This is a genomic window from Salinarchaeum laminariae, assembly GCF_023204835.1.
Taxonomy (GTDB): Archaea; Halobacteriota; Halobacteria; order Halobacteriales; family Salinarchaeaceae; genus Salinarchaeum; species Salinarchaeum laminariae.
Map to the genome: position 1 here is coordinate 1,247,821 of NZ_CP096270.1, position 26,594 is coordinate 1,274,414.

Sequence of the window (26,594 nt, forward strand, 5' to 3'; positions counted from 1 at the left end):
GCCAACGCAGTTCACACTGACCTCACACTGACCTCGCGTTCACAGGGGCCTTGCACTCGCTCCCCAGTTGGTTCTCACAGCCGATTCTCAGTAGCATCTCATTCGCCCATCTCGCTAGTCATGCTACTCTCAACGTCTCGCTCCTCTCACTCGCTCTCGTCGCGTACGACCATACAATCGGGAGTCACGCCGTCGTACACTTCGTATCGTGAGGTACTTGGTGCTGTGTCAGTACGTTCCCAAGCATGTCACCAGAACCCCCGGACGACGAGCATCTTCTTGAAACCGTCCGAGATGATCCCACGTCCGTCGAGGTCGACGCAATCGTGAAGCTGCTCGATCACGATATGGGCACTTTCCGCAACATCGGTCTCATGGCGCTCTCGACGATTGCTATGGAGGAGCCCGATCGAGTCGTCGAGCACTCCGACGAGGTTATCGACCACCTCGACGACGAGTTCCCCGTGGCGCAGAGCACCGCGCTGCAGGTGCTCTCACGCCTCGGATCGGAGTATCCCGAGGCGGTTCGACCGGCGATCCCTCGCCTGGTCGAACTGCTCGACCAGATGCCGCCACTCACCGGCTACCGAGCCGGGCGAGCGATCGCCCCGCTCCTCGAGCACTACCCCGAGGACTTCGTGCAACACGTCGACGAACTTCTCGCCATCGCGTCCGATCCCCCGGACGACGGCGTCCCCACGCAGGCGGATCTCGACGAGATGGATCCCGACATCCGCGAGAAGGTCATGGACCAGCTCTCCTCTCGCGGTGACGAGGTCGAGCACGACGTTCAGCGCGTGTACGGCATCCGTGAGATGACGCTTCACACACTCGTGGAGGTCAGCGACGTGGAACCCGAGGCGCTCGTGGGTCGGCTGACCGAACTGCGACCCTCCTTCGAGACGGAGCCGCCGATCGTCAGGGGTGCAGCTACCGACGTCGTCGCGAACGTCGCCAAACACGACAGTTCGGCCGTGGAGCCAGTGGTAGAGGACCTGATCGAGATCGCCACCACCGACATGCGAGCTGCGCGCGTTCACGCTATTCAGGCCCTCGGCTTCGCCGAGGCACCGGAAGCGATCGAGCCGCTGCGAGAGGTCGCCGAATCCGACGACGAGGCCGTCTCTCCCGAGGTCAGCGATCTTGCGACGGAGACCGCCGACTTCATCGACGCACAGCACTGAGCCGTCGCTCCTCTCCGTGGTTTTCCACGTCTCTCTCACTCTCCCCGTCGTTCTCACTCTCCCCGTCGTTCTCACTCTCCACGTCTTTCGCTCTCCGAGGTCGTTTTCCGACAGTCACGTACTCCGGCGCTCCCGTTCCTCGACCGTTTCGGTCGCTCGATCGACGTCGTGGTGGTTGCGGGCCATCCGTGCGAGCAGCCGCCCAGGCTTCGGCTATACCGATGTACAGATCGCCTCGATGGTTTCCAGACGTGGTGAACGTTCTCCGGGGTCGTCGCTCGCCCGACCGTTGCCCGATCGATACGCCCCGTCCCTCAACGGGCCGTAGCGACGATGCGAACCGGCAATCACGACCGGATGTGGTTCTATCTGAGGGGTGGGACCGAGTAACAGGGGTCCCGGATTTCGGGCTTCTCAGGCCCGTTTTCCACCCGCCACCGACATATGAAACATTTATGTATGTGTGACCATGACTCAGTGACCGTATGGCAGATAGCCATTCAAGTGGGGACTATAGCGACGTGGTCTCCCGACGGAAATTCGTATCGCTCGCTGGAACAACTGGAGCGGCAGCGGTCGCCGGTTGCCTTGGCGGTGACGGCGACAGCGACGACGACGGTGACGACGGCACCTCCGGTGAAACCTACGACTACGGGGAAGAGAACATCTGGTTCGAGACGGCGTCCGGTTCGTTCGCCGTCGACACGTTCCAGTACAACCCTGCTGCTGGGTGGTTCATTCCGCACAGTCAGTTCGGAGTGTACGCCCGCTGGGCACAGTTCGACTACATCAACGGCGAGTTCCTTCCCCATCTCGTCACGGACTGGGAGCACACCGACGGTTCATTCGTGTGCACTCTCGCCGAGAACTTCACCTGGGGCAGCACTGGGAACTCCATTACCGCCGAGGACCTCGCACTGCAGCTTCAGATCCAGATCAACAACGGCGACCAGCTCGGGGATCTGGCCGACAACATCGAGGCAACTGGCGACTACGAGCTCACGGTGAGCTACGCCGACGACGTTCGCCAGGACTTCATCACGTACTCGGTCCTCGACCGACAGGCCGCATTCGCCCCGTCGATCTGGGAGGACGAGGCCGACAACGAGTCCCCTGCCAGCGTGGAGGTTCCGGAGCCCGATCCGTCGGGTCCCCTCGCCCTCACGTCCCGAGAGTCCAACTACCACCGTTACGAGCCGCGTAATGGTCTCGAGAACTACGAGGACGACGCCGTCGCCGGTGACCACTACAACTGGAATGGCTACGACCTCGGTTACCGACAGAGCAACAACGCGTTCCACTCGTCCTTCGAGGCGGGCGAGCTGGACGGCGTTCACAGCCTGTTCGCGGACCCGCAGACGCTCGATCGATTCCCCGACTCCGTGCGACAGTTCCAGATCCCCGGTGGGTTCGGGATGGGTATCTGGCCCGACCACTCCAACGAGCCGTGGAGCGTTCGAGAGGTCCGCCAGGCGTTCTACTACTCCCTGGACCGCACCGCGATCATCGAGAACGTCGGTTCGAGTACGAAGGTCGAGCACCCGGCTCCGACGGGACTGACGGCCGCAAGCGTCGAGTCGGCTCTCGGCTCCGACGAGCCCGAGGGCTTCAACTCCTACTCGCTCGACACCGAGAAGGCCGAGTCGCTGCTCTCTGAGGCTGGCTACTCCATGAGCGACATCAGCCCGACGCTGGAGTACCCCGCCGGATGGTCCGACTGGGCCGTTGCCGCGCAGGCAGTCGTCGACCAGGCAAGCAACGCTGGCTGGGACATCTCGGGCAACGGGAACTCCAACGGTCCCGGTACCTACGCTGCGAACCTCGGCGATGGGTTCGACCTGGCAGCCGACCAGCACACGGCGGGTGGCAGTACGTACACCATCCCGTACTTCGCTCTCAACTACAAGCTGCGAAACACCCTTCGAGAGGACGACAGCTCTCACTTCGCTGGCTACGACAAGAACGAAGTCGAGATCGACGGCAAGACGATCAACATCGACGAGACTCTCGAGGCGCTCTCCACGGCGCCTGAGGGCGAGCGTGAGCAGCACATCCGTGACCTCGCGCTGGTCGTCAACAAGGACGTGCCCGTCTTCGTCATCATGGAGAAGTACGAGCAGTCCTTCATCGACACCGCCGACTTCGACATCCCGCCGGAGGGAGAGCTTGGATCGCACGCCTCCGTCTTCTGGCCGCTCTGGTGGCTCCCACAGGTCAGCGAGAAGCTCAGCTCCGCGAGCGAGGAGGCGACGGAAGGCCTGATGAAGGCACGAACCAACTGATCGCCGCGGGTTATTTTCTTATTTCCAATGAACTGGTACGTAAAACGGACCGGGCAGGCGCTGTTCACGCTCTGGGCAGTTGCGTCGCTGGCGTTCTTCCTGACGCGGCAGATGCCGGGGGATCAGGTCGCGACCTACGTCGACCAGGTAATCCAGAACAACCCGGAGCAGGACCCGGAGATCGTCCGAAGCAACATCGTCGAACAGCTGATGATCGACCCGAACGCGCCGTTCCACGAGGCGTACATCGCCTACTTCGGCGAGCTCCTCTCCGGGAACCTCGGCTGGTCGATCGAAGCGCAGAAGAACCTGAACACACTGATGGCCGAGACCGTCCCGTGGACGCTGTTCGTCATGGCGCTGGCCACGTTCGGTCTCTTCGGCATCTCGCTCGCACTGGGTGCGATCATGGCCTACAAAGAGGGGTCGCTGTTCGACCTCTCGAACACGCTTCTGGGCATGGTCACGACGTCGATTCCCTACTACGTCGCCGGTATCCTGCTGATCATCTACATCGGCTACCCAGAAGGGGTGTTCACGCAGTACTTCCCGGTGCGGTACAAGCTTCCCGACGGCGTCGATCCGGGCTTCACGCTGGCGTTCATCAGCGGCGCCATTCGACACGCGACGCTTCCCGCACTGTCCTACGTCATCACGGCCTACGGGCTGCTCGCGCTCTCGATGCGCGGGAACAGCATTCAGGTGCTCGGCGAGGACTACGTGCGCGTCGCGCAGCTTCGGGGCCTCCCCGACAGACGAATCGCGCTCCGATACGTGGGGCGAAACGCAGTGCTCCCGCTGTACACGAGCCTGCTCCTGTCGATCGGGTTCATGCTCGGGGCGTCGGTCATCCTCGAGCAGATCTTCGTCTACCAGGGCGTCGGCTACTGGATGGATCGCGCCGTCCAGTACACCGACATCCCGCTGATGATGGCGATCTTCCTGATGATCACGGTAAGCGTCGTCATCGCCACGTATATCGCAGACCTGACCTACGGCTATCTGGATCCGCGGATCAAATCGGGTGATGAAGGTGAAGCCTACTGAGGAAGACACGGCGGACGACGTTCGCACTGACGGCGGCCAGATGTTCGACGACGCGGAGTCGACGGACGTCGGTGCCGTTCAGGAGTACAAGGAGGTCCTCTACGAGGGCCTCGTAGCGCCCGCCAAAATCGCGTGGTCCGACTGGCGAACGAAGACCGGGATCATCATCCTGGGCGCCTTCGTGCTGATCGCTATTCTGTCGGACCTCCACCAGAACGGCTACACGATCCTCAACGACTTCCTGGGGATCGTCGGTTCGCCCTGGGAACTCACAAAGCCGTCGAGTGCCTTCGGCTGTGACGCGAACGGGAACAACTGCGTCGCAGGGTACGAGCGTAGTCGCCAGCCATTCGAAAACTGGCAAACCCCGCTCGGAACTGATCCCGAGGGGAGGGACATCTTCGCCGGCATCGTCTGGGCGACGCCGCGGATGCTCCGGATGGTTCTGGCAGGCGGCGTCTTCTCGATCGCCGTCGCGACGATCGTCGGCACGGTTGCGGGCTACAAGGGCGGTGTGGTCAACACGGTCCTGATGACCCTCACCGACGTCGCGATGTCGATCCCCGGCCTGCCGCTGGTGATCGTTATCGTCGCGATTCTCGATCCGACGAACCCGTACCTCATCGGCGTCGTCGTGACGATCAACGTCTGGGCCGGCCTGGCCCGGACGATCCAGGCGCAGGTACTCTCCCTGCGCGAGCAGTCCTACGTCGAGGCGTCCCGCACGATGGGTATCGGGACGCCATCGATCATCCAGAAAGACATCTTGCCGAACCTGATGCCGTACATCATGGTTAACTTCGTCTACTCGGCGCGTCGGGTGATCTACGACACGGTGGGGCTGTACTTCCTGGGCTTCCTGTCGTACTCGACGATCGCGAACTGGGGCGTGATGATGAACTGGGCGTACGCCAACCAGGGCGCGCTCGCACCGAGCGGGCCCCGGTACCTCATCATCGTCCCGATGGCCCCGATCGTGCTGTTGTCGTTCGGCCTCATCCTGCTCTCGCAGGGGACCGACCGGCTGTTCAACCCGCGCGTGCGGACGCGCCACGAGGGTGACACGGTCGAAGATCACGAGATGGACGACGACGATAGCGTCCAGCCGGCAATGGCCTAATATGAGCACGCACAACACCACAAACGAGAGTGGAGAGATGTACAGCGCATCGGAGACGATCATCGAACTCCGCAACACGGAGGTCGTCTTCGACATGAGCCGTGGCGTCTCCCGCGTGCTCGACAACGTCGATCTAGATATCCGCCGGGGCGAGATCCTCGGCGTCGTCGGCGAGAGTGGTAGTGGCAAGTCGATGCTCGCGTCCGCGATGCTCGACGCAGTCGTCGACCCCGGAATCCTCTCCGGACAGATTACCTACTACCCGGACGACGGCGACCCCGTCAACGTGCTCGGACTGAGCGACGAAGAGCTCAGGCGACTCCGCTGGGAGGACATCTCGATGGTCTTCCAGGGAGCGATGAGCTCGTTCAACCCGACGATGTCCGTCAAGGGCCACTTCGTCGAGACGCTCGAGGCCCACGAGTACGACCGCGAGGAGGGGATGGAGCGGGCCCACGAGCTTCTCTCGGACCTCTACCTCGATCCCGAGCGAGTGCTCGAGTCGTACCCCCACGAGCTGAGTGGCGGGATGCGACAGCGCGCACTCATCGCGCTCTCGGTCGTTCTCGAGCCCGATCTGCTCGTCATGGACGAGCCGACGGCGGCGCTCGACCTCCTCATGCAGCGGTCGATCCTCTCGCTGCTCGAGGGGCTAAAGGAGAAGTACGATCTGACGATGGTGTTCATCACCCACGACCTGCCGCTCGTCGCCGAGCTGGCAAACCGCATGGCGGTGATGTACGCCTTCGAGCTCGTCGAGAAGGGATCGACGGACGAGATCCTGCAGAACGCAGCACATCCCTACACGCGAGCGCTACTGAATTCGACGCCGAACCTCGACGCGCCACTCTCCGAGATGACGTCCATCGAGGGATCGGCGCCGGACCCGGTGAACGTTCCCGAGGGGTGTTCCTACCACCCGCGGTGTCCGCTCGCCGACGAACAGTGCGTCGCGGAGGCGCCGGATTTCCACGATGTCAGCAGCAGTCACCAGGTGGAGTGTTTCCACTGGGAGGACGCTGCGGAGGCGATCCCGTTCAACATCGAACAACCGTCCTCGCCCGAGGAAGGTGAAGCACGATGAGCGTCGATACACATCCCGACTACGAGGGCCGAGACCCGCTCGTATCGCTGGAAGACGTCGAAGTCCACTTCGAGGAGAGCAGCGGACTCTTCGACTTCAGCGAGCCCGAAGTGGTCCGCGCCGTCGACGGCGTCGACCTCGACATCTTCGAGCAAGACGTCGTCGCTCTCGTCGGCGAGTCCGGGTGTGGGAAGACCACGCTCGGCAAGACGACCATCGGGCTCCAGCGTCCGACCGGCGGCAGCGTGAGCTACCGCGGTCAGGACATCTGGGACGCCAAGGACGGCAAGGGTGACGTCGAGATTCCCTACAAGGACATCCGATCGTCGCTCCAGATCATCCACCAGGACCCCGGTTCGTCGCTGAACCCGAACCGCCGGGTCATGAAGATCCTCGAGGCGCCGCTCAAACGCTGGCAGAGCCAGATGAGCGCGGGCGACCGCCGCGGACAGGTGCTCTCGATGCTGGAGGAGGTCGGGATGACGCCGCCGGACGACTACGCCGGCCGCTATCCCCACCAGCTCTCTGGCGGAGAGAAACAGCGCGTTGCACTGGTACGGGCCCTGCTGATGGACCCGGACCTGATCCTGGCCGACGAGGCCGTCAGCGCCCTCGACGTGTCGCTTCGCGTCGAGATGATGGATCTCATGCTGGACCTGCAGGAGAAGTTCGACACGTCGTTCGTGTTCGTCTCACACGACCTGTCGAACGCACGCTACTTCGCGGCCCACAGCGGTGGCCGTATCGGCGTGATGTATCTCGGCGAACTCGTCGAGATCGGTCCGGCCGAGAAGATCATCAACAACCCCCAGCACCCCTACACCAAGGTGTTGCGCTGGGCGACGCCGGACCTCACACCGGACGGCGCGAGCAGCGATAAGCCGCCGGTTCGCAAGATCGACATCCCGGACCCGAAAAACCCGCCGCCGGGCTGTCGGTTCCACACTCGGTGTCCGGAGGCACGGCAGGTCTGCATGGAGCAGACGCCGCCGGAGTACACCACCGAGGAGTTCCACGAGACGAAATGCTTCCGGGAGGACGACTCCCACGAGTACTGGTCGAGTCCGCAGATCACGGACGACGAGAACGAAGCCGACCAGCTCTACTCCGAGGCCGACGACTAACACCTCGGCGTCATTTCTCTCGTTTCTCACCGCCTACAGCGACTGCACCGTCGAGTGATTGATCTTTCGAACGTCACGCAGCACTGCTGGTCGTCGTTGTAACGATAGAACTCCAAAGCCGCACACTCAGACGGTCGGCTCGACGGTCGGCACCGGCACGCTTTCGAGGACGTCGTCGACGATTCCTTCGAGTTCGACGCCCTCGACGGCCGCCTCTGGCGTGAGCACGAGCCTGTGGGCGAGCACCGGCTCTACGACGTGGCGCACGTCGTCTGGGGTGACGAAGTCCCGGCCTTCGATCACCGCGCGTGCCCGAGCAGCCTCGAACAGACGCTGCGTGCCACGCGGGGAGACGCCAGTCTGGACCTGTGGGCGGATCCGCGTCGCCCGCCCGAGTGCCGCGATGTACTCGAGCACGTCGGGATCGACGTGGACGTCTTCGGGGACGCGCCGAAGCTCGCGAACGGTCGGGCCATCGAGAACGGGCTCGACGGTCGGCGTCTGATCGCTTCGGCCGGCGCGCCGACGGAGCAACTCGAGTTCGCCCGCTTCCTCGGGGTAGCCAAGCGTCGTTTTGATGAGAAACCGGTCGACCTGGGCCTCGGGGAGCTCGAAGGTTCCCTCCTGTTCGATGGGGTTCTGCGTCGCGATGACGATGAATGGGTCGGGTAGCTTGTGGGTGTCGCCGTCGACGGTCACCTGCTCTTCTTCCATCGCCTCGAGAAGTGCGGCCTGGGTCTTGGGTGGTGCTCGGTTGATCTCGTCGGCGAGAACGACGTTCGCGAAGATCGGTCCTTCCGTGAAGAGGAAGCTTCCGTCGGACTCGTCGAAGACGTGGGTTCCGGTGACGTCCGATGGGAGCAGGTCAGGCGTGAACTGGATCCGCGAGAACTCGAGCCCCAGCGCGGTCGCCAGCGAGTTCGCAGTGAGCGTCTTCCCCGTCCCGGGAACGTCCTCGAGTAGAACGTGCCCGCGTGCCAGCACCCCGGTCAGCACGGTTTCCATGAACTCGCGGTCGGCGACGACTGCCTCCAGTACCTCGTCGGCGACCTGATCCGCTCGCTCACTCGCCTCCTCTACGTCCATACTCCCATCCCGGGCCGTTGGGTGTTGATTCTTTCTCCGCAGTCGGGTGTCCGAATCGAAACGATTACACCCCTCAGTGGGGTACGATGGGACGAGCCGAGGTAGCCTAGCCTGGCCAAGGCGGTTGCTTCGAGAGCAACTGTCCTCACGGACACAGGAGTTCAAATCTCCTCCTCGGCGTACTGCTGAGCGAACCACTCTGGGCGAAGCAGAACACGTCGGATCTTCGATCCGACGAGCGCTTCTCGGACGTCTCGACCGCGAGCGCAGCCAGCGGTCCGGTCGGCGAAGCGCCAGCCCGTGGATTTGAAGTAGACCGAGCGGCGCAGCGAAGCGAGCCCGTTCGGGCGTGGCTCACATCCCTTGCCGTTTCGTCCACTGGTATCAGACGGTGAGCAGGCGGCCGCGTCCGTCTGCTCGGTCGGCGCGGGGTATCTCTCTCTCTCCTCGGCTGTGGTGTCCCTCCCTTGGTTTTGGCTAGCCAAAAAATCGAAACGTCTTTATTGATTTAGGCTGGCCAAAAACATATGGACGACGATCGACACGGGGGCGAAGCGCTATCGCGACGACGACTGCTTGGGACGGGCGCCGCAGTGGCGAGCGCTGCTGCCGCGGGCTGTCTGAGCGGGGCGATCCCGGGCTCCGACGACGGTGACGGCGCGTACTCGGTCACGATGCCACCGGTCGGCGAGGTCGAGTTCGACGCCGTGCCAGAGACCTGGGTCGCGAACAACGGAAGCTGGGCCGACATGGGAATCGCGCTGGGCCAGGAACCACCCGAGGCCGTCTGGCTAACGGGCCGATACCACACCCAGTACTACGACCCGATCCCGGGGCTCGAGGTCGACAAAAGCGACATGGTCTCGCTGTCGGACAACGGCGTAAACGAGGAGCTGTTCTACGAGTTCGAGGCCGACGTCCACGTCATCGACCCCAACTTCCTGACGAACCGATTCCCCAGCTGGGAGTCCTCTGACATCACAAAAGTCAGTCGAATCGCCCCCTTCTTCGGCAACAGCATCTTCTCGACGGGTTACGATTGGCACGAGGGCTACGAGTATCTCTCCCTCTACGATGCCTTCGAGAAGATGGCCGAGCTGTTCCAGGAAATGGACCGCTACGAGGCTCTCGATACCCTCCACGACGAGTTCCAGTCGACCGTCGCAGACGCGGTGCCCGCCGAGACCGACCGCCCGTCCGTCGCCGTGATGTGGGGCGCCGGCGACGAACCGGTGTCCTTCTCGCCGTACATCGTCGGCGAGGGGACGGGCTTTAAACACCTGCGAGAGCTCGGCGTCGACGACGCCTTCGCCGAGGCGGACGTTCGGGACTTTCACTCCAACCGCGGAGCGGTCGACTTCGAGACGCTCTTCGAGGTCGATCCGGAGGTCATCCTCCTGCGCGGTCAGGAGGCCAAGACTGCCGAGGAGTTCGAGAACACCGTCGTGTCCTTCTTCGAGAACCACGACACCGCTCGGCAGCTGACCGCGGTCGAGAACGGCGACGTCTACCGCGCCGGCGGGCTCTACCAGGGTCCGATCACGACGATGGTGCTGACCGAGCGCCTCGGCTCCGATCTCTATGGCATCGACGAACCGCTGTTCGACCACGAGCGCGTCGCGGAAATCGTCGACGGGGACGTCTGAGGATGCCCGAGGCGCCAGCGGCATCGACTGCGGACGACCGGATCGACGTCGCGGTCGTGGGCGGCGGTCCAGCCGGCTGCGCAGCAGCGGTGTTCGTCGCACGGTACGGTCTCGACGCCGTCGTGTTCGACTCGGGGCCGTCCTCGCTGCGCCGGTGTGCGTTCCTCGAGAACTACCTCGGGTTCCCGGACGGCATCGACGTCGAGACCTTCCTCGACCTCGCGCAGGCCCACGCACGCGAGGCCGGAGCGACGATCCAGGAGACGCGCGTCGAGTCGGTCGATCGCGTGGACGCGGACGCTCTACCCGATCTTGCCCCTGATACGCTGACCGATCCCGACGCAGTGGTTCCCTTCGAGCTGACGCTGCAGGACGGATCGACCCGCCGTGCGGATCGGGTGATCGCTGCGACGCGCTCCGGCGGCGCCTATCTCCGCCCGCTCGGCGGCGAGGAGATGTTCGTCGAACACGAGCACGACGGCGAGATCCACGAGCACTTCGATCCGGAGTACGCCGACGTCGACGGCCGGACGCCGATCGACGGCTGCTACGTGGCCTCGCCGGCTGGCGAACGCGACGTCCAGGCGATCGTCGCCGCCGGCCAGGGCGCCCACGTCGCGCGGCGACTCCTGGCCGACTGGCGGCAGGCGCAGGGGTACCCTGAGGGTCTCGACGAAGTGTACGACTGGCTGCGCCCGGCGTCGGAGTTCGCCGGCGAGCGGGGCGGTCGCGACCGCTGGCGTGAGTACTTCGAATCGCGTCTGCCCGACGACGTCGACGTCAATGCCGACGAGGAGCTGCGGGCGCTCCGCGAGGAGTACGTCGATCAGGTGCTCGCCACGCGCCGGTCCTCCGAAGCGATCGATCGGTCGACCCGGGCGGGCATCGAGACGCTCGTGGAAACGATCGGCACCGATCGGGTGCTCGAGGCCGTCGACGACGACCGCCTGCTCGAAGCGATCGACGACGAGCGGCTCCGGGCACACCTCGAGGAGGAGCCTCGGAAGACGCCGGAGGGATCCATCGATGGCTGAACGGCCGACGCCGACGACCGGTGGCGAGCAAAGCGACGGATCCGGCGACGACGGCGGTCCGATCGGGCGCCTCACGTCCCGTGTCGGGTCCCACGTCGCGTGGATCGATCGATCGCTCGTCGGGCTGTGTCTGGCGAGTACGCTCGTGGTCGTCCTCGCCGGGTTCGTACAGGTCCGGTACGGCTCCTACGACATGCGGATCGGTGAGGTCTTCTGGGCAGTGCTGGATCCGAACGTCCTGCTCGATCCTCGCTGGATGCTGAACTTCCTCGTCGGCGAAGATCTGATGCGGGCGATCACCGGCTTCGAGGGCGAGCTTCCAGAGCTCCCGCCGGAGACGCTGATCGTCTGGACCATCCGGCTGCCGCGCGTGTTCGTGGCGGTGCTCGTCGGGATGAACCTCGCACTCTCCGGTGCGATCTTCCAGGCGGTGACCCGGAACGAGCTCGCGAGCCCCTACATCCTCGGCGTCTCCTCGGGTGCGGGACTCGCAATTTTGCTGACGCTCGTCATGTACGCTGGCCTCGCCGCGTACCTCCCGATCATCGCTGCGGCTGGCGGCGCGCTCGCTTTCCTGATCGTCTACGCGATCGCGTGGCAACACGGCACGTCGCCGGTTCGGCTGGTCCTCGCTGGCGTGATCGTCGGCACCGTCTTCCAGTCGCTGCAGACGGCACTCTTCTTCTTCGCCGACGATATCGGCGTCGTCCAGACGGCGATCCAGTGGACGACGGGCTCGCTCACCGGCGTCGAGTGGGAGGAGGCCCGTATCGTCCTACCGTGGTCGATCGTAGTAGTGGCGCTGGCCCTCGCCGGAGCACGCCAGCTCAACGTCCTCCAGCTCGGGGAACGGACGGCGAGCTCGCTGGGGATGAACGTCGAGCGCATGCGGTTTGGCCTCTCGGGCATCGCGGTGCTCGCGGCATCGGCGAGCATCGCCGTCGCGGGCATCGTGAGCTTCGTCGGCCTGATCGTCCCCCACGTCGTCCGCTCCGTGGTGGGGTCGGACTACAAGAAGATCGTCGTCGGCTGCCTGTTCGTCGGGCCGGCGCTGATGGTCGCGGCCGACGTCGGAGCCAGATTGTTCTTCCCGGTCGTGATGGACGTCCAGAAGCAGATGCCCGTCGGGATCGTGACCGGGCTGATCGGCGGGCCGTACTTCCTCTACATGATGCGCAGAAAGAACCTGGGTGAGATCTGATGGCACAGCACGCACTCCAGCCGCCGGCCGAGCCGCCGAGCACGCTCCAGTCCCGTGTGATCGACGACGATCGGCGCCAGCGGCCCGGTGCCCACCGCCAGCGATCCGACGTCGACCGGACGGACGAGGCGCGGACCGACGCGAGCACCTTCGACGCGGACGGCCTCGTCATCGGCTACCCTGGCCTCGACGAGCCGGTCGTCGCGGACGCCTCGATCTGTCTGCCGCCCGGCGAGGTCACCGCGCTCGTCGGCCCGAACGGGAGCGGCAAGAGTACGCTGCTGGGTGGGCTCGCCGACCAGATCACGCCGGAGGCGGGGACCGTGCACGTCGACGGAACGAAGCTCACCGAGCTGGGCGACAAGGAGCTCGCGAAGAAGCTGGGCCTGCTCTCACAGGAGAACGTCTCGCCGGGAGCGCTGACCGTGGAAGAGCTGGTGGGCCACGGCCGCTACCCACACCGCGGGTTCTTCGAGGCGATGACGACCGAGGATCAGGAAGCGATCGACCGCGCGATCTCGCTGGCCGGCGTCGACCACCTACGCGAGCGCGACCTCGGCCAGCTCAGCGGTGGGCAGGCCCAGCTCGCCTGGATCGCGATGGTGCTCGCCCAGGAGACTGACGTCCTCTTGCTCGACGAGCCGACGACGTTCCTCGACCTCCACCACCAGCTGGAGGTCATGGACATCGTCCGGACGCTCCGCGACGAGTGGGGTATCACCGTCGTTCTCGTCCTCCACGACATCGACCAGGCGGCGCGCTTCGCCGACTACATGGTCGCCCTCGACGACGGCGAGGTCTACGCGAGCGGCCGCCCCGGCGACGTCGTCACGGAGGAGCTCCTCGCCGACGTCTTCGGCGTCGAAGCCCGTGTCGGCCAGGGCGACCACGGGCCGCGGATCACGCCGCTGCGCGCGCTCGAAGACGAAGAGACGTAGCTACGGCCGGTCAGCTTCTCCATTTCGCGAATTTTCACCGTCCAGGGTTTCTGCCTCCCAGTCACAATCTCCGGGTGGGATTGGAAGGGGCCGACCGCTCGATCCGGCCCCGACGACGCAAGCGATGACGAGCGAAGCTCGTCAAGTGCCGGAGGAAACCTCCGGCCACCGCAGCGAACGAAGTGAGCGAGGAGCACAGCGAGTCGCGGACGGTCGAGCGGGAGGGGGCTTCCAAGCGGACTGCTGTAGCGGACCAGTTCAGGCTCGAGAATCGCGCTTTTCACTCTCCACACCGAATCCACGACCGATGGGCTCCAGACTCGCGACGGCTGCGGTGGGGATCGTCGGCAGTCTCCTCCTCAGCGGCTTGCTCTGGTGGGTTTTCGGGACGTTCGCGTTCTTCCTGTTCGTGCCGTTCGTGCCGTTCCTGTTCCGGGGATCGAGCGGCACTGACGCTCCCGCCACCGAGAGAATCGCCGAGTGTCCGCAGTGTGGGTTCCGGACGACCGACGAGTCCTACGACTTCTGCCCGAGAGATGGCACGCGGCTCGAACTGCAGGACTGACCTGTAGCGGAGCAGCGCAGTTCCACGGGCGATCGATGGCGATGGACCGCCACGTATCAGCACGGATTTCCCGATCGGCCACCGACTGCTCTGCATGGACGACCGACAGCAGACCACCGCCGGCATGATCTGGCTGGCAGTCGCCGTGCTCGCGTTCGTGGCGGCGGACGTCGGCGGCGCGACGCTCTCGACCGCCGTCGGACTGTTCGCCGTGGGGCTGGCGCTGTGGCTCGCGGTGTTGTATCTGTTCGACCCGTGGGGACTTCTCGAGCGCTACCACCCCTGATCACTCCAGTGGAGCGGTCACCACCGGTGCCGAAGTTCAGTCGTCGGCCAGCAGTGCGTCGGTGTCCTCGTCCGTCGCGAGCAGCCGGTCTAGCGCCTCGACCATGGCCTCGACGCTGGCCGTCGTGATGTCGGCGTCGGAGGACCGCACGGAGACGGAGCGGTCGCCGCGGGACATCTCGACCTCGACGGTCACGACGGCGTCGTGGCCGCCGGTGATGGCGTCGACCTCGTAGGAGTCCAGGCTGGCGGTCTTCTCGCCGAGCACCGCTCGCACCGCGGAAATCGCGGCGTCGACTGGGCCGGAGCCCGTGGCGGCGGCCTGGTGTTCTTCGCCGTCGACCAGCAGCCGGACGCTCGCGGTCGGAGTACCGCCACCGCTGGCGGCGGTCATGTCGAGGAGTTCGACGAGGCGCTCGCGCTCGCCCTCGGTGACCTCCTCGGCGATCGTGAGAAGGTCGGCGTCGGTGACGCGCTTGCCGCGGTCGCCGATAGCCTTCACGCGCTGGACGATCTCGTCGAGTTCCTCGTCGCTGGCTTCGACGCCGTGCTCTTCGAGGGCAGCACGGGCGCCGGCGCGGCCGGTGTGCTTACCGGCGACGATCCGGCGCTCGCGGCCGACGGTTTCGGGCGCGTACGGCTCGTACATCGCGTCGTCCTTGAGCGTCCCGTCTGTGTGGATGCCGGACTCGTGCGTGAACGCGTTCTGGCCGAGGACGGCCTTGTTCGGCGGCAGGTCGATCCCGGTCGCGTTGGCGACGGTCTGGCCCAGCGCGTAGAGCTGCTCCGTTTCGACGGTCTCGATGCCGTAGACGTGCTCGAGCGCGATGGCGATCTCCTCCAATGCGGCGTTGCCCGCGCGTTCGCCGACGCCGTTGACGGTGGCGTGGACGAGATCCGCGCCGGCGTCGATGGCAGCCAGGGCGTTGGTGACTCCGAGTCCGAGGTCGTCGTGGGTGTGCGCGCTCGTCGGGCCGAGATCGGAGAGTACCGAGACCACCTCGTAGGCCCGCTCGGGGCCGGCGTGGCCAACGGTGTCGGCGTAGCAGACGCGGTCGGCACCGGCGTCCAGCGCGGTCGCCATGAGCTCCTCGAGGAAGGCCAGGTCCGCGCGGGAGCCGTCCTCGCCGATGACTTCGACCCAGAGATCGTTGTCGGCGGCGAACTCGACGAGCTCAGCGGTCGAGGCGATTACGTCCTCTCTCGTGGAGCCAACCTTCGTCTCGACGTGGCGGTCGCTCGCGGGTACGACGAGATTGATGCCGTCGACGCCGCAGTCGATCGCGAGCTCGACGTCGGATTTGATCCCTCGACAGAAGCTGGTGATCGTCGCGTCGAGATCCAGTTCGGCGACGCGGCGAATCGTCCGCCGTTCGCCCTCGCCGGTGCAGGCCGACCCCGCCTCGATCACGTCGACCTTCGCGCGATCGAGCGCCTGCGCGATCTCCGCTTTCTCCTCGGGAGTCAGGGAGACGCCCGGCGCCTGCTCGCCGTCGCGCAGCGTCGTGTCCAGTAGCGATACGTCCGTCTGGTCGTCGATCGGTCTCTCGGAGAAGCCCACGGGAGAATCAGTTGCCGGTGTGCCGGCGAATTTCGCGTCCAGCCGCCTCGCGGCGACTTCCTCTATCCTCGTGCGTCATAGCCATGCGGAAGCAGCACACGCGGATAAAGGTCACGAAAGCGCAGCTATGGGGGTTTGTGTGGGTCTGTGGCCTCGAACGTTCGATTCTCCGCGTGCTGCTCGCGTCTGCGTTCGTGATTTGACTACTAGGTGTATCATTTCTAGGCGGGGCGAATTGTACACCAGACATCCACGGAAGCCCCCTCCCGCTCGCCGGTTTACGCTCGCTGCGCGCTTCCTTTCCTCGCTTCGCTCGGTCAGTCCAGTGCTTACGTCGCCTAAACCGACGGGCGGTCGGCCCCTTCCGAAGTCCCACCTAGAGCCCGTCCCGGGGAACGAAGCGCGGCGGTTGTTCAGGTGTGCGTTGCACTGGGGATCGCCCGCCGGCTACCGCCCCCGGCGCGATCCACCGGAGCAAAGGCGCTCCCAAAATCAACAGGGTGGGATTGGAAGGGGCCGACCGTTCGCGTTCGCTCGGGAAGTAAGGACCGCAGCCGACCGAAGGGAGGCGAGGACCGCAGCGAGCGAGCGCGAGCGGGAGGGGGCTTCCGAGGGACTGCTGTCCAGCTCGCTCCGCGGTTGGCGAATGATTTCCTAGTCGTCGAGTCGCGCCCATCCGCCGACATCGGTCCACCCTCACTTCTCGACGACGACCCGATCGCCGGGCTCCACGGCGTCGGCCGCACCGGGTGCCATCTCGATGAATCTATCACCGCGCCCGCGCGCGTGACCGGTCCACGCCGCGAGCGTCTCGACGCGCTGGACCTCGTCGTTCTCCGTCCAGACGACGTCGATTGGCGTTCGGACGAGCACCATGTGGACGCTGCGCGTCGTCGGTGCTCCGAACTCGAAGACGAGCGCGTACTCCTCCGGGATCGACGAGCGGCCCATGAGCCCGATCCCTTTCGAGAGAATCGAGTCCGCGACCGCTACCTCCGTGGCGATGGTCCGGGGGTCACCGTCGACCGGCTCGTGAACGACGCGCACGCTCTCCGAGATGGCGAGGGCGTGGAAAACGGTTGTGCCCGTTCGGCTCAGGTGGTGGGGTCGTGATTCGCGCTCGATTCGCTCGTAGTCCAATCTCGCAGACTGTGGCCCTGCAACTGCAATTCACAGCGATTTCCGACGACTGGATCCCCTCGATAGCTGACTAGTTTTCTCCCGATTCGCGGCCGAACGTTTACGTGAGCGCGGACCCGACCGGGAAGCAATGCCCGCTCTCGCATCGTGTTACTTCTGTGGCGAGGCCGTCGGCGCTTCGCTGGACGAGTACGACCTCCCGGCCGAGGCGCCGGCCGACGAACAGGTGACGGTCACGCTGTGTGCTCGCTGTGAAGGAAAGTTGAGCGCGCTGCTCGAGGAACTCGACGCGTCGAGCACCCACGACGGTCCGGCGCCGGTGTTCGAAGCCGACGCAGCGACGGGCCCGGCCCCCGAACCCGAATCCGCCGCTGGCGACACTGACACCGATGCTGACGACAAGCCCGACGCTACCGAGACTGAAACCGATGCCGACGACGTCGAGGAGCCCGAACCGTCGGAGGAGGACACCATCGATCCCATCGCCGGCGATCGGGAGCCGATCTTCGCCGACGACGATCGCGCAGTGCTCGACGAGGAGCTGCCACTCGAGGATCCGGCCGAGAACGACGTCCCGTTCGCCGGGGCGTCCGACGCCGACGATCACTCCGAGCCCGACACTGCGAGCGCTGACTCGACTGTCGACGCCAGGGCCGACGATTCGGTGGAGGCGCCCGACGACTCTGAGGGCTCGGGGACGGAAGCGGACGACGCCGACCCGATTGCGGCGCCGCCGGCGAGTGAGTCCGACGACGATTCGGCGACAGCCGGCCAGGCCTCCGAACAGCACACGAAGCCCCCGACGACCGTGAGGGGTGGTGACGACGAAGCCGATTCAGCGCCCGCCGCCGAAACTGCGGCCGACGCCGTCGACGAAGAGGTTGGGGACGACAGCTCTGAGGAACAGGCCACGGCCGTTGGCGTCGGTGCCGACGGCGCCGCCACTACGACCGAGTCGTCCACTGACTCGGCGGCTGCGAGTGCGGATGCGAGCAGTACGACGGCGAACCCGAGCGAAACGACTGCGAAGACGCCGACCTCACCCACGACGGACGCCGAAAATCCGCTCTCGGACGTCTCCCCGCGCACGTACAACCGCGTCGTCCGACTGCTCCAGAACCGCGAATTCCCCGTGGATCGGGCGGACTTCGAGGCGCTCGCGACCAGCGCCTACGAACTCGATCACGGCGAGTGTGCATCGGCGCTCGACGGCGCGATCGAGAAGGGGCTGCTGGAGGAGCGCGGCGGCATGCTTCACCGCCCGGAGTGACGGTAGCACGATTCGCGACGGTATTTTCAGTGGTCCTTCGGCGATCCACCGGTCGCGGGCGAGGAGACTGATCCCTCTACGGCTGCTTCAGTTTCGTTTACTAGCGTCAAACGAACCACTTCCGGTCCCGAACTGTCGTCACGTCGAACGTTTACCTTCACCGGCTGACGGCCCCCATCGACGCTCCTAATTGCCGGAGGGAGTGGGCATCGATCGATGAAATCTTCCCGAAATCACGCCGACAATCACACAAAGTATTTAACGGAACCCCATATACACTTCCACTGTACCCCTACCAAAGGGTAGCATCAGCGAGTACCTCCACAGTGGATCAAAGCTGGTACTGCCGAACACGATAACACACAATCATGACAAACGATACTTCATATCGCCAAAAGGGACGCGCGGTGTTCCTGGCAGCGATTATGGTTCTCTCGATGGTCGCCGGGGCCGCAGTGCTGACTGGCTCCGCGGCTGCCGAGCACGAACCTGGTTCAACGGATGTCGCCATCGACGATCTCGGCGATGAATCCCGTTGGTCAGGCCAAGTCCTGAACATTTCTAACGTTAGTGGAACAGTTGAAATCGAGCACACAGACGGTCAGTTCACTCAGCTTGAGGCTGACAACGGCAGTGTCGAGTTCGACACTGAAGGCTGGTCCGCAGGTGAAATCAACGTGAGCGACGGTACCAATGCCAGCACGTTCACCCTGCGCCAGCAGACCATCAACACGTTCGAGTTCGATACTGACTCGATCGTCACTGGCTCTACACATCTCACCATCGACTCCAACCGCGCTAACTACAACGTTACAGTGAGTGCGGATGGCCTCGACGGTGACGACCTGGAGAGCATCTTCAACACCTCCGCCAACCGGAACAGCGGTCACTGGGTTAACGACAGCGCCCACACTGGAGAGGACTCCGTTGTCCTCGCTGGTGAGGGTGACGTCGATGCTGACTTCACCGGTATCGATGCCGGTAACTACACCTTCGACATGGAGGTCGTCGACACTGGTGTCACCGCATCGACTAACATCTCCGTGAACGAAGGTGCAACCGACAGCGCCACCTTCGGTTCCAACAGCTACTCCGGCGTCGTCGGTGACGTCGTCGAAGTAGACATGACGACTGACGGCGAGCCGAGCGACGTCTACGTCAACGTCACGGACGACGAGGGCTACTACACGGCCACCGTCCACATCGAGCCGAACGCAGACGCCTACGACGAGGGCTTCACGCTCTCGTGGAACACGTACAACGCCAGCGAGTCCAACGACTCGTACGGCTTTAGCGTTGACAACGGAAACGTTGCTTTCGTCAACAACACAGAGGGCGCTGCGATCGACGCAGACTACCTCGCAAACACCGCTTCGCTCTACGAGTTCGAGTCCTACACTGACGACCCCGAGGACTCGGAAACTGACTTCAGCGACATTACTTCGGTCAGTCTGAGCGAGCGCTCGACGGACGGTCTGACGATCTGGACCGCTCCGTCCTCGTTCGACCACACTGACGACTCCAGCGAGATCCTGGACGCTGCGACCCAGTCGTCCACGATCGCGCAGCAGGACCTGCTCATTACGCAGGTCGAAGCCACTGGTCTCTACGGCTACATGAACACCACGGCCGAGGGCCTCAGCAGCACGGGCGGCCTCGACCTGACGTTCACTCAGGAGACCACGGCTGGTCCGTACGATTCGGACGACTCCGACACCATCGCGGGCATCGGCGGCGGTAACGCGACTATCGTCCCCGACGGCCAGAATGGTACGTTCTACGTCCTGATCGACGCAGCCGAGATTGACGGTCTCGAGACCGGCGAGGAGTGGAGCGCCGAGTTCTCTGTCAGCACTGACAACCCGTTCGTCTCTGGCGAGAACGAGACTGTCAGCAGCAACTTCACCTACGAAGAGCGTAACGTCGAGATCACCGGCGAGATGAACGACAACGACCGTCTCGTTGTCCCCGGTACCTCTGACGCTACGATCACTGGTGAGACGAACGTTGCACCCGGTACGGCTGTCAACGTTCGGATGAACTTCGCGTTCGACTTCGCCACCGCGAGCGGTGAGGTCGCTGACGACGGTACGTTCGCCGTCGCCACTGACCTCTCCGACCGCGAGGCAGGCACCCAGTTCGACACCCGCGTCCGCGTCCCTGGTAGCAGCACCCAGGCCACGCAGGCATCCATCATCAGCGATGCCTCGGGTAGCACTGGTGCTTCCTTCAGCGTTGACGCGAGCGCCAACGGTCCCGTCACGGTTGGCGACAGTGCCACCCTCGAGTACACCATCTCCAACGATGGTGACGCGGCAGGCACGACCAACTACACTGTGATGGTCAACGGTGAACAGGTTGCCAACGGCACTGCAGAGCTTGGTGCAGGCAACTCCACCGAGACCATGACCTACGAGGACTTCGACACCAGCTCCGCTGGTGACATCTCGTGGGAGGTCACCACGGACGACGACACCGCCTCTGGCACGCTGACTGTCGAAGAGGAGGAGCCGTCCGACGACTCGTCCGGTGACGATTCGTCCGGCGACGACTCGTCCGGTGACGATTCGTCCGGCGACGACTCGTCCGGTGACGACGGTGACTCCGACGATGGCGGCGACGGCGGTCAGGCCGGCTTCGGCCTCATCGTCGCACTGTTCGCCCTGATCGGTGCTGCGCTGCTGGCGCTGCGCCGTCAGAACTAACGCGGAAACCACCCGCTGTTGCGGGGACTTTCATTTTTCGGACGCTGCGACTGGCTAGCTGCTGCTTTTGCATACCGACTACCTCACCGCCATACTGGGGCCCCGTCCATCGAAACCAACATATTCAGTAGCGGGCAGTCGTTAGCCCTCGGTATGACCAACGAGGACGCCGCGACGCTCGATCGCCGGACGCTCTTACGCGCTGGCGCCGGCGCGACGGCAGCCGCGGTCGGTGGGGCGGCGGCCACCGGTTCGGCGGCGGCACAGACTCAGGAGATCATCGTGGGCCCCGAGGGCGACATGTTCACGTTCTCGCCCTCCAGCGTGACGATCGCGCCCGGAACGACCGTCACCTTCACGTGGGAGACCGACGGCCACAACGTCTCGCCAACAAGCGTGCCCGACGGCGCGAGCTGGGGGGGTCACCCCGAGGTCGTCGGGACCGGCACGACCTACGAGTTCACGTTCGAGACGCTGGGCACCTACGAGTACCAGTGTGACCCGCACGCACCAGGAATGGCCGGTTCGATCGAAGTCGTCGAAGGGGGCCCGAGTAGCGGCCCGGTCAACACCGGCCCGCCGAAGATCTCCTCCGCGGCGATGAGCCTGACCACTGGTCTGCTCGGCGTTTTCGGTGCCATCCTCGCGTCCATCTTCTTCTTCACGAAGTACGGCGGTTCGGACGACGAGGAGTAACGGTCGGCTCGCCCACTCGGATTCGTTCGGTCAGTCCGTTCCTCGGCTCACTGCTAACTCGACAGCCCGCGGCTCTCCCTCCAGATCCGCGACCACACGCTCGACGACCGCCGTCGCTTCGGACCGGACGACTGGAATCACTCGATCGACGATTGCGTCGATCGGAACGAGCGCTGGAAGTCCGATCGCCTCGGCGCTCTCGGGATCGTAGTCGACGACGAACCGGACGCGCGTTATCGGCGGATCGTCGTCAGGGACGGCCACGGTGACGTCCGTAGCGGTAGCCTCTTCGACGATCCACGCGCCCTGGGCCTGGAGTTCCGAGACGAGCTCCCAGTCGATCCTGCTCGGTGCATCGATGGCCGTCACTCGCGAGCACGCGGTGTGGGAGAGCCGCCACCACGCGACCGTGATGTCGTACTCGGTTCCCGGGCCACCATCTCCCCGTCGTTCGACCGCCTCGAGATGCTCGGAGTACTGCGCATAGGCCGTGAAATCCGTCAGAAATTCGAAGGCCGTCGCCCGGTCCACGAACACGTGGGTGGCGACCTCGAGGTGCTGCACGACCGTGCAAGGAGGGCGTCGAGTATAGGGCTGTGGGACGTGTGAGGGTGGTGTATGGGGGTGTACACTTCGGCTGCATGGAATAGATCCTTCCGGCTGGCACTCCCGAAAGCCCCCGAGCGTTCTCGAAAAGTGACGATCCGATGAAGCCAGCGACTACACTCTCTCTGGCGCCGTATCACACCTCCACGACACTCACGAGTGCGCCTGTTCGCCAGCATTGAGGCGCGATTCAGCGACGATCTGCAGAAAGTTATCGAACAGCTGCTTGGTTTCACAGGCTGCAGCGTAGTTCTCGTCGTCGATCGAGTCGAGCGCCCGGTCGACCAGCTCCTCGCTGGCTTCGCCGTCGCGCTTCCCCTCTGTCACCCTCCGTGCTGTCTCTTGATCGTACTCGGGGTGGAACTGCACGCCGTAGACGGATCCCTTACGGAAGGCGTGGATCGACCGATCGTTCCTGGCGAGCAGCTCCGCGCCGGGCGGAAGCTCGACGACCTCGTCGGAGTGGGTCGCGAAGGCGGTGAAGCGGTCGTCGATGCCATCGAGGAGTCTGGAGTCCGCCGTCGTGCGCTCGATCGTGGCGTAGCCGAGTTCGTAGGCGTCCATCGCCGTGACCTCCCCACCGAGTACGTCCGCGACGAGCTGGTGGCCCCAGCAGACGCCGAGAATGGGGTGCCCGGCGTCGACCGCTTCGCCGACCCACTTTTTGACGGCCGGAATCCAGGGCTCGTCCCAGTAGACCGAGGCCCGGGAGCCGGTGACGACCACGCCGTCGAACGCGAACGTCGTCGGCACGTCGCCCTCAGTGACGTCGTACTCCACGAGATCGGCATCGAGCTCTCGGCGAAAGTTTCGGCGAGTGTGCTCACTGCCGTGGGAGGCATCGAGTAGGGCGATACGTGCTCTCGTCATGCGACAAAGTCAGGGTATCGCGAGAGAAGGGCGTTACGCTCCAGGTCGGCGGTCGCGCGCGGCGATCACTCGGCGATCTGCTCGTCGAGTGCCGGCCGTCGCTGGAGATAGAGGAGGATCCCGAGCCCGACAGTGAGTGCGAGCACGCCGGCCCACTGGTCCCCGTCCATCCCGCGTCGCGGCGCGTCGCGGTACACGTAGGTGATCGATCCCCACGTGAACAGGACGATTATCGCGACGACGCCCGCGACGAGTGGGTAGTACGACACGGGTACACTCGAAAGTGCGCGCTGAAAACGCTTCCGTCCGGTCGTGCCGTCCGGCAACGCTTTTCGGTAGGGGACGACTCTCCGCGAGCATGGAGGTCACCGAGGGCGCGGTCACGATCGAGGTGCCGAGCACCTCCGAGGAGGAAGTCGGCGACGACGTCTTCTACAACCCAAATCAGGAGCTCAACCGCGACCTGACGATCGCGACGCTCCGGGCATACCGCGAGCGGGAGCCGCGGGCGGCGTCCTACCTCGACGCGATGACGGCGAGTGGGATCCGCGGGGTCCGAGCGGCCGCTGACGGCTGGGACGTGACGGCCTGCGATCTCGACGCCGACGCGATCGATCTCGCTCGCCGCAATCTCGAACTGAACGATCTCGACGGAACGGTGCTCCAGCGCGACGCGCGGGCGCACCTCCACGAGTCGCTCACGGACGTCGTCGACGTCGACCCCTACGGGTCGCCGATGCCCTTTGCGGACGCCGCGCTCGCGAACACGCGAAATCTCGCCTGCGTCACCGCGACGGACACCGCACCGCTCTGTGGCGCGCACTTTCAGGCGGGCGTCCGTCGGTACAGCACGGTTCCACAGAACACGGAGTACCACCGCGAGATGGGGCTGCGCGTCTTGCTATCCGCGCTCGTCCGCACCGCGGCCCGCCACGACCGCGCAGCACGACCGATCTTCGCGCACGCGACGCGTCACTACGTTCGGTGTTACCTCGAACTCGAAAGCGGCGCCGGGATCGCCGACGACTGCGTCGACGAGCTGGGCCACGTCGCCCACTGCGAGGACTGTCTCCACCGCGTGGCCGAGCGCGACCTCCACGCAACGTTCTCCGCTCACGAGGCGCTTCCCGAGACGTGCCCGGCCTGTGGCAGCGAGCGGGTGCTCGTCGCGGGACCAATCTGGCTCGGGCCGATCAGGGACTCGGCGTTCGTGGAGGCGGTTCGCGAGTCCGTCACCGACGACATGGGGACGGCGGATCGCGCGCGGGATCTGCTCGCGACGATCGAGGCCGAACTCGACGAGCCGACCCACTACGACCAGCACCGGCTCTGCAAAGCCTGGGGTCGGACCGCGATCGGCATGGACGAGTTCGTCGAGCGACTCCACGACGCCGGCTTCGACGCGACGCGGGCACACTACTCGGGGACGGCGTTCAAGACCGACGCGTCCGTCGAGGCGATTCGCGAAGCGACGGGCGAGTGATCGTGAATCGGTGGGCGTAGCCGGCTCTCCCGGAGATTCACCGGCGCGATCGTTTCGAAGGCGGCGGCTACTGTCGTTCTCCGACGACGTGAACCCCCCTTTCTTACGGTCTACCAGCGCGTCCATTTGGACGTGTCCGACGTCCTGCATCGGTCCGGCCGGGGGGCAATCGCGGTGGTCCAGGCCGCGCGAAACGCCCAGTTGACGTTTCTGGCTGCTGCCGTCGCGTACTACGCCTTCGTTTCGCTGGTGCCCTTGCTCGCGCTGACGCTCGTTCTCTCGACGGCGATCGGCGGCGAGGCGCTCGTCGAGCGCATGCTCGCCCGCACCGACGCCGTGTTGACGCCCGATACTCAGAACCTCCTCGCAGAGGCGCTCGTGGGCGGCGAGGGTCGTTTCGGTGCGACGGCGTTCGGTGCGGTTGCGGTCTCGTGGAGTGCGATGCGGGTCCTCCGCGCGCTCGACACTGCGTTCTCGATCGTGTACGGTACTGCCGAGGAGGTGACCTTCCTCGGCACGGTTCGAGACGGGCTGGTCGTGGTGGTCGCGATCGTGGTTGGCGCGACCGCGATGGCGGCCGTGGTGTTCGGCGTGGGGCAACTCCCGCTCGGCCCGCTCGCGACGCCCGTCACGATGGTCCTCGGGATCGCGACGCTCACGGTGATCTTCCTCCCGATGTACTTCGTGTTCCCGGACTTCCCAGTGGCTCCTCGCGAGGCACTCCCGGGGGCCGTGACTGCCGCTGTCGGGTGGACGCTCCTCGGTGCCGGGTTCTCGATCTACGTCGAACTGGCCGCGAGCGCTGCGCTCTACGGCGTGCTCGGCGGCATCTTCCTCTTGATCACCTTTCTGTACGCTGGCGCCTTCGTCATCGTCGCGGGCGCCGTGGTCAACGTCGTGGTTGGACCGGATCGGCAGCTACAACAGGGTAGCAGTCCTGGCCCCCGACTGTCGACGACAATGGCAGGCGCTCCAGGTTCAGGGACAGACGACGACGGGTCCACAGCGGAGGGACCGACAGACGCCGAGAACGGTGACGACGCCGGCGACCAGGAACACTCCGACGGCGTCGTCGGCCAGGATGCTGCAGAGTTCGATCCGGGCGACCGTTCGCCAGAGGAGGCACGGCTCCGCGAGGAGGTCGCCGATCTCCGTTCGGAGCTCCGGGAGTTCCGCGACGACGTCGAGGATCGCACCGTCGAGCGGGATACCGTCGAGAGCGACCTCCGGCGGTACGTCCGCAAGCGGGTCCGCCGCGGTCACGCCCGCGGCTGGGGTCCCTACGTCGTCCTCCTCTATGGCACCGCGATGACGATCGGCGCCTTCTACTTCCTCTCCAGTGGCTGGGCCATCTTCGCGATGTTCGTCATCTGGCTGTCGACGCTGGGGCTCTACACGCTCATGGTGTTGATCGGCGCCGGCGTCAGCCTGCTCGGACTCCCCGGCAGGCTGCGCGATCGGTTCCGGGACTGACGCCCGTTTTCCGTCGGATTCGTCGCTCGTTTTGCTCGACAGGATTCCGCGCGCTCGTGATGCGTTCAACTGCACGAACAGTAGAATCCGCTGCCTCGTAGCTGGCTCCTCTCTCGTCGAACGTCCGCCGAGCGAAGCGCGGCGGTTCACGTCAGCGAGGGGTGGAGTCCTCGTGAGCGAAGCGAACGAGGTCT

General features: G+C 65.0%; 23 protein-coding genes, 1 tRNA gene and 1 pseudogene. 19 read left to right on the forward strand and 6 right to left on the reverse strand.

Going from position 1 to position 26,594, the window contains the following annotated elements:
- The first annotated feature begins 245 nt into the window (after positions 1-245).
- The 6 genes from MXF70_RS05650 to MXF70_RS05675 all read left to right on the forward strand — a co-directional run bounded on the left by MXF70_RS05650 (position 246) and on the right by MXF70_RS05675 (position 7,841).
- The gene (locus tag MXF70_RS05650; RefSeq protein WP_248518028.1) at positions 246-1,184 is read left to right on the forward strand and encodes a HEAT repeat domain-containing protein; all 939 of its coding nucleotides are present in this window, start codon (positions 246-248) and stop codon (positions 1,182-1,184) included.
- 485 nt (positions 1,185-1,669) lie between these two features.
- Positions 1,670-3,466, forward strand: a complete 1,797-nt coding sequence (locus MXF70_RS05655; RefSeq protein ID WP_248518029.1) for an ABC transporter substrate-binding protein — start codon at positions 1,670-1,672, stop codon at positions 3,464-3,466.
- Positions 3,467-3,493: 27 nt separating this feature from the next.
- On the forward strand, positions 3,494-4,513 hold the full coding sequence (locus tag MXF70_RS05660) for an ABC transporter permease (protein WP_248518030.1): 1,020 nt from the start codon (positions 3,494-3,496) through the stop codon (positions 4,511-4,513).
- A complete protein-coding gene (locus tag MXF70_RS05665) occupies positions 4,494-5,633 on the forward strand; it encodes an ABC transporter permease (protein WP_248518031.1) in 1,140 nt (379 codons plus the stop codon). The genes MXF70_RS05660 and MXF70_RS05665 overlap by 20 nt, the downstream gene beginning before the upstream one ends.
- A gap of 1 nt (position 5,634) precedes the next feature.
- A complete protein-coding gene (locus MXF70_RS05670) occupies positions 5,635-6,717 on the forward strand; it encodes an ABC transporter ATP-binding protein (RefSeq protein WP_248518032.1) in 1,083 nt (360 codons plus the stop codon).
- A complete protein-coding gene (locus tag MXF70_RS05675; RefSeq protein WP_248518033.1) occupies positions 6,714-7,841 on the forward strand; it encodes an ABC transporter ATP-binding protein in 1,128 nt (375 codons plus the stop codon). Before MXF70_RS05670 ends, MXF70_RS05675 begins: the two co-directional genes overlap by 4 nt.
- Positions 7,842-7,967: 126 nt before the next feature.
- Here the strand turns inward: MXF70_RS05675 and MXF70_RS05680 are convergent, their stop codons facing one another.
- Entirely contained in the window at positions 7,968-8,927 is a 960-nt protein-coding gene (locus MXF70_RS05680; RefSeq protein ID WP_248518034.1) for an AAA family ATPase, read from the reverse strand.
- A 95-nt stretch (positions 8,928-9,022) separates the two neighbouring features.
- Here MXF70_RS05680 and MXF70_RS05685 point away from each other — a divergent pair.
- The 7 genes from MXF70_RS05685 (at position 9,023) to MXF70_RS05715 (ending at position 14,597) form a co-directional block, all read left to right on the forward strand.
- Positions 9,023-9,107: transfer RNA gene (locus MXF70_RS05685), tRNA-Ser, on the forward strand.
- 347 nt (positions 9,108-9,454) lie between these two features.
- Positions 9,455-10,573: an ABC transporter substrate-binding protein gene (locus MXF70_RS05690; protein ID WP_248518035.1), complete on the forward strand. Its 1,119-nt coding sequence runs from the start codon at positions 9,455-9,457 to the stop codon at positions 10,571-10,573.
- A 2-nt stretch (positions 10,574-10,575) separates the two neighbouring features.
- On the forward strand, positions 10,576-11,607 hold the full coding sequence (locus MXF70_RS05695; RefSeq protein ID WP_248518036.1) for an FAD-dependent oxidoreductase: 1,032 nt from the start codon (positions 10,576-10,578) through the stop codon (positions 11,605-11,607).
- A complete protein-coding gene (locus MXF70_RS05700) occupies positions 11,600-12,808 on the forward strand; it encodes a FecCD family ABC transporter permease (protein ID WP_248518037.1) in 1,209 nt (402 codons plus the stop codon). The genes MXF70_RS05695 and MXF70_RS05700 overlap by 8 nt, the downstream gene beginning before the upstream one ends.
- The gene (locus tag MXF70_RS05705; protein WP_248518038.1) at positions 12,808-13,746 is read left to right on the forward strand and encodes an ABC transporter ATP-binding protein; all 939 of its coding nucleotides are present in this window, start codon (positions 12,808-12,810) and stop codon (positions 13,744-13,746) included. The genes MXF70_RS05700 and MXF70_RS05705 overlap by 1 nt, the downstream gene beginning before the upstream one ends.
- 307 nt (positions 13,747-14,053) lie before the next feature.
- Positions 14,054-14,311 carry a hypothetical protein gene (locus tag MXF70_RS05710; protein ID WP_248518039.1) on the forward strand — a complete coding sequence of 86 codons (258 nt, stop codon included), beginning with the start codon at positions 14,054-14,056 and terminating at the stop codon, positions 14,309-14,311.
- Between the two features lie 94 nt (positions 14,312-14,405).
- Positions 14,406-14,597: a hypothetical protein gene (locus MXF70_RS05715; RefSeq protein WP_248518040.1), complete on the forward strand. Its 192-nt coding sequence runs from the start codon at positions 14,406-14,408 to the stop codon at positions 14,595-14,597.
- Positions 14,598-14,633: 36 nt separating this feature from the next.
- On the opposite strand, the gene MXF70_RS05720 is transcribed toward MXF70_RS05715, so the two are convergent.
- Both MXF70_RS05720 and MXF70_RS05725 read right to left on the reverse strand, forming a co-directional pair.
- A complete protein-coding gene (locus tag MXF70_RS05720) occupies positions 14,634-16,157 on the reverse strand; it encodes a 2-isopropylmalate synthase (protein ID WP_248518041.1) in 1,524 nt (507 codons plus the stop codon).
- A 696-nt stretch (positions 16,158-16,853) separates the two neighbouring features.
- Entirely contained in the window at positions 16,854-17,204 is a 351-nt protein-coding gene (locus MXF70_RS05725) for a DUF192 domain-containing protein (protein WP_248518042.1), read from the reverse strand.
- A 223-nt stretch (positions 17,205-17,427) separates the two neighbouring features.
- Here MXF70_RS05725 and MXF70_RS05730 point away from each other — a divergent pair, with 223 nt between their 5' ends.
- The 4 genes and pseudogenes from MXF70_RS05730 to MXF70_RS05740 all read left to right on the forward strand — a co-directional run bounded on the left by MXF70_RS05730 (position 17,428) and on the right by MXF70_RS05740 (position 21,968).
- Positions 17,428-18,567: a hypothetical protein gene (locus MXF70_RS05730; RefSeq protein ID WP_248518043.1), complete on the forward strand. Its 1,140-nt coding sequence runs from the start codon at positions 17,428-17,430 to the stop codon at positions 18,565-18,567.
- A gap of 368 nt (positions 18,568-18,935) precedes the next feature.
- A pseudogene (locus MXF70_RS15415) lies at positions 18,936-19,037 on the forward strand (surface glycoprotein); the annotation flags it as partial.
- A gap of 207 nt (positions 19,038-19,244) precedes the next feature.
- On the forward strand, positions 19,245-21,272 hold the full coding sequence (locus MXF70_RS05735) for a BGTF surface domain-containing protein (RefSeq protein WP_248518044.1): 2,028 nt from the start codon (positions 19,245-19,247) through the stop codon (positions 21,270-21,272).
- 153 nt (positions 21,273-21,425) lie between these two features.
- Positions 21,426-21,968, forward strand: coding sequence for a cupredoxin domain-containing protein (locus MXF70_RS05740; protein ID WP_248518045.1), 543 nt, complete (start codon positions 21,426-21,428; stop codon positions 21,966-21,968).
- A gap of 30 nt (positions 21,969-21,998) precedes the next feature.
- On the opposite strand, the gene MXF70_RS05745 is transcribed toward MXF70_RS05740, so the two are convergent.
- The 3 genes from MXF70_RS05745 to MXF70_RS05755 form a co-directional block, all read right to left on the reverse strand.
- Positions 21,999-22,532, reverse strand: coding sequence for an SRPBCC family protein (locus MXF70_RS05745; protein ID WP_248518046.1), 534 nt, complete (start codon positions 22,530-22,532; stop codon positions 21,999-22,001).
- 195 nt (positions 22,533-22,727) lie between these two features.
- Positions 22,728-23,444 (reverse strand): type 1 glutamine amidotransferase, encoded by a 717-nt coding sequence (locus MXF70_RS05750; RefSeq protein ID WP_248518047.1) that lies wholly within the window; start codon positions 23,442-23,444, stop codon positions 22,728-22,730.
- Positions 23,445-23,509: 65 nt separating this feature from the next.
- On the reverse strand, positions 23,510-23,713 hold the full coding sequence (locus MXF70_RS05755; RefSeq protein ID WP_248518048.1) for a hypothetical protein: 204 nt from the start codon (positions 23,711-23,713) through the stop codon (positions 23,510-23,512).
- An 89-nt stretch (positions 23,714-23,802) separates the two neighbouring features.
- On the opposite strand from MXF70_RS05755, the gene MXF70_RS05760 reads away from it, so the two are divergent.
- Positions 23,803-24,927, forward strand: coding sequence for a tRNA (guanine(26)-N(2))-dimethyltransferase (locus MXF70_RS05760; RefSeq protein WP_248518049.1), 1,125 nt, complete (start codon positions 23,803-23,805; stop codon positions 24,925-24,927).
- A gap of 132 nt (positions 24,928-25,059) precedes the next feature.
- Entirely contained in the window at positions 25,060-26,400 is a 1,341-nt protein-coding gene (locus tag MXF70_RS05765) for a YihY/virulence factor BrkB family protein (RefSeq protein WP_248518050.1), read from the forward strand.
- Positions 26,401-26,594 lie beyond the last annotated feature (194 nt).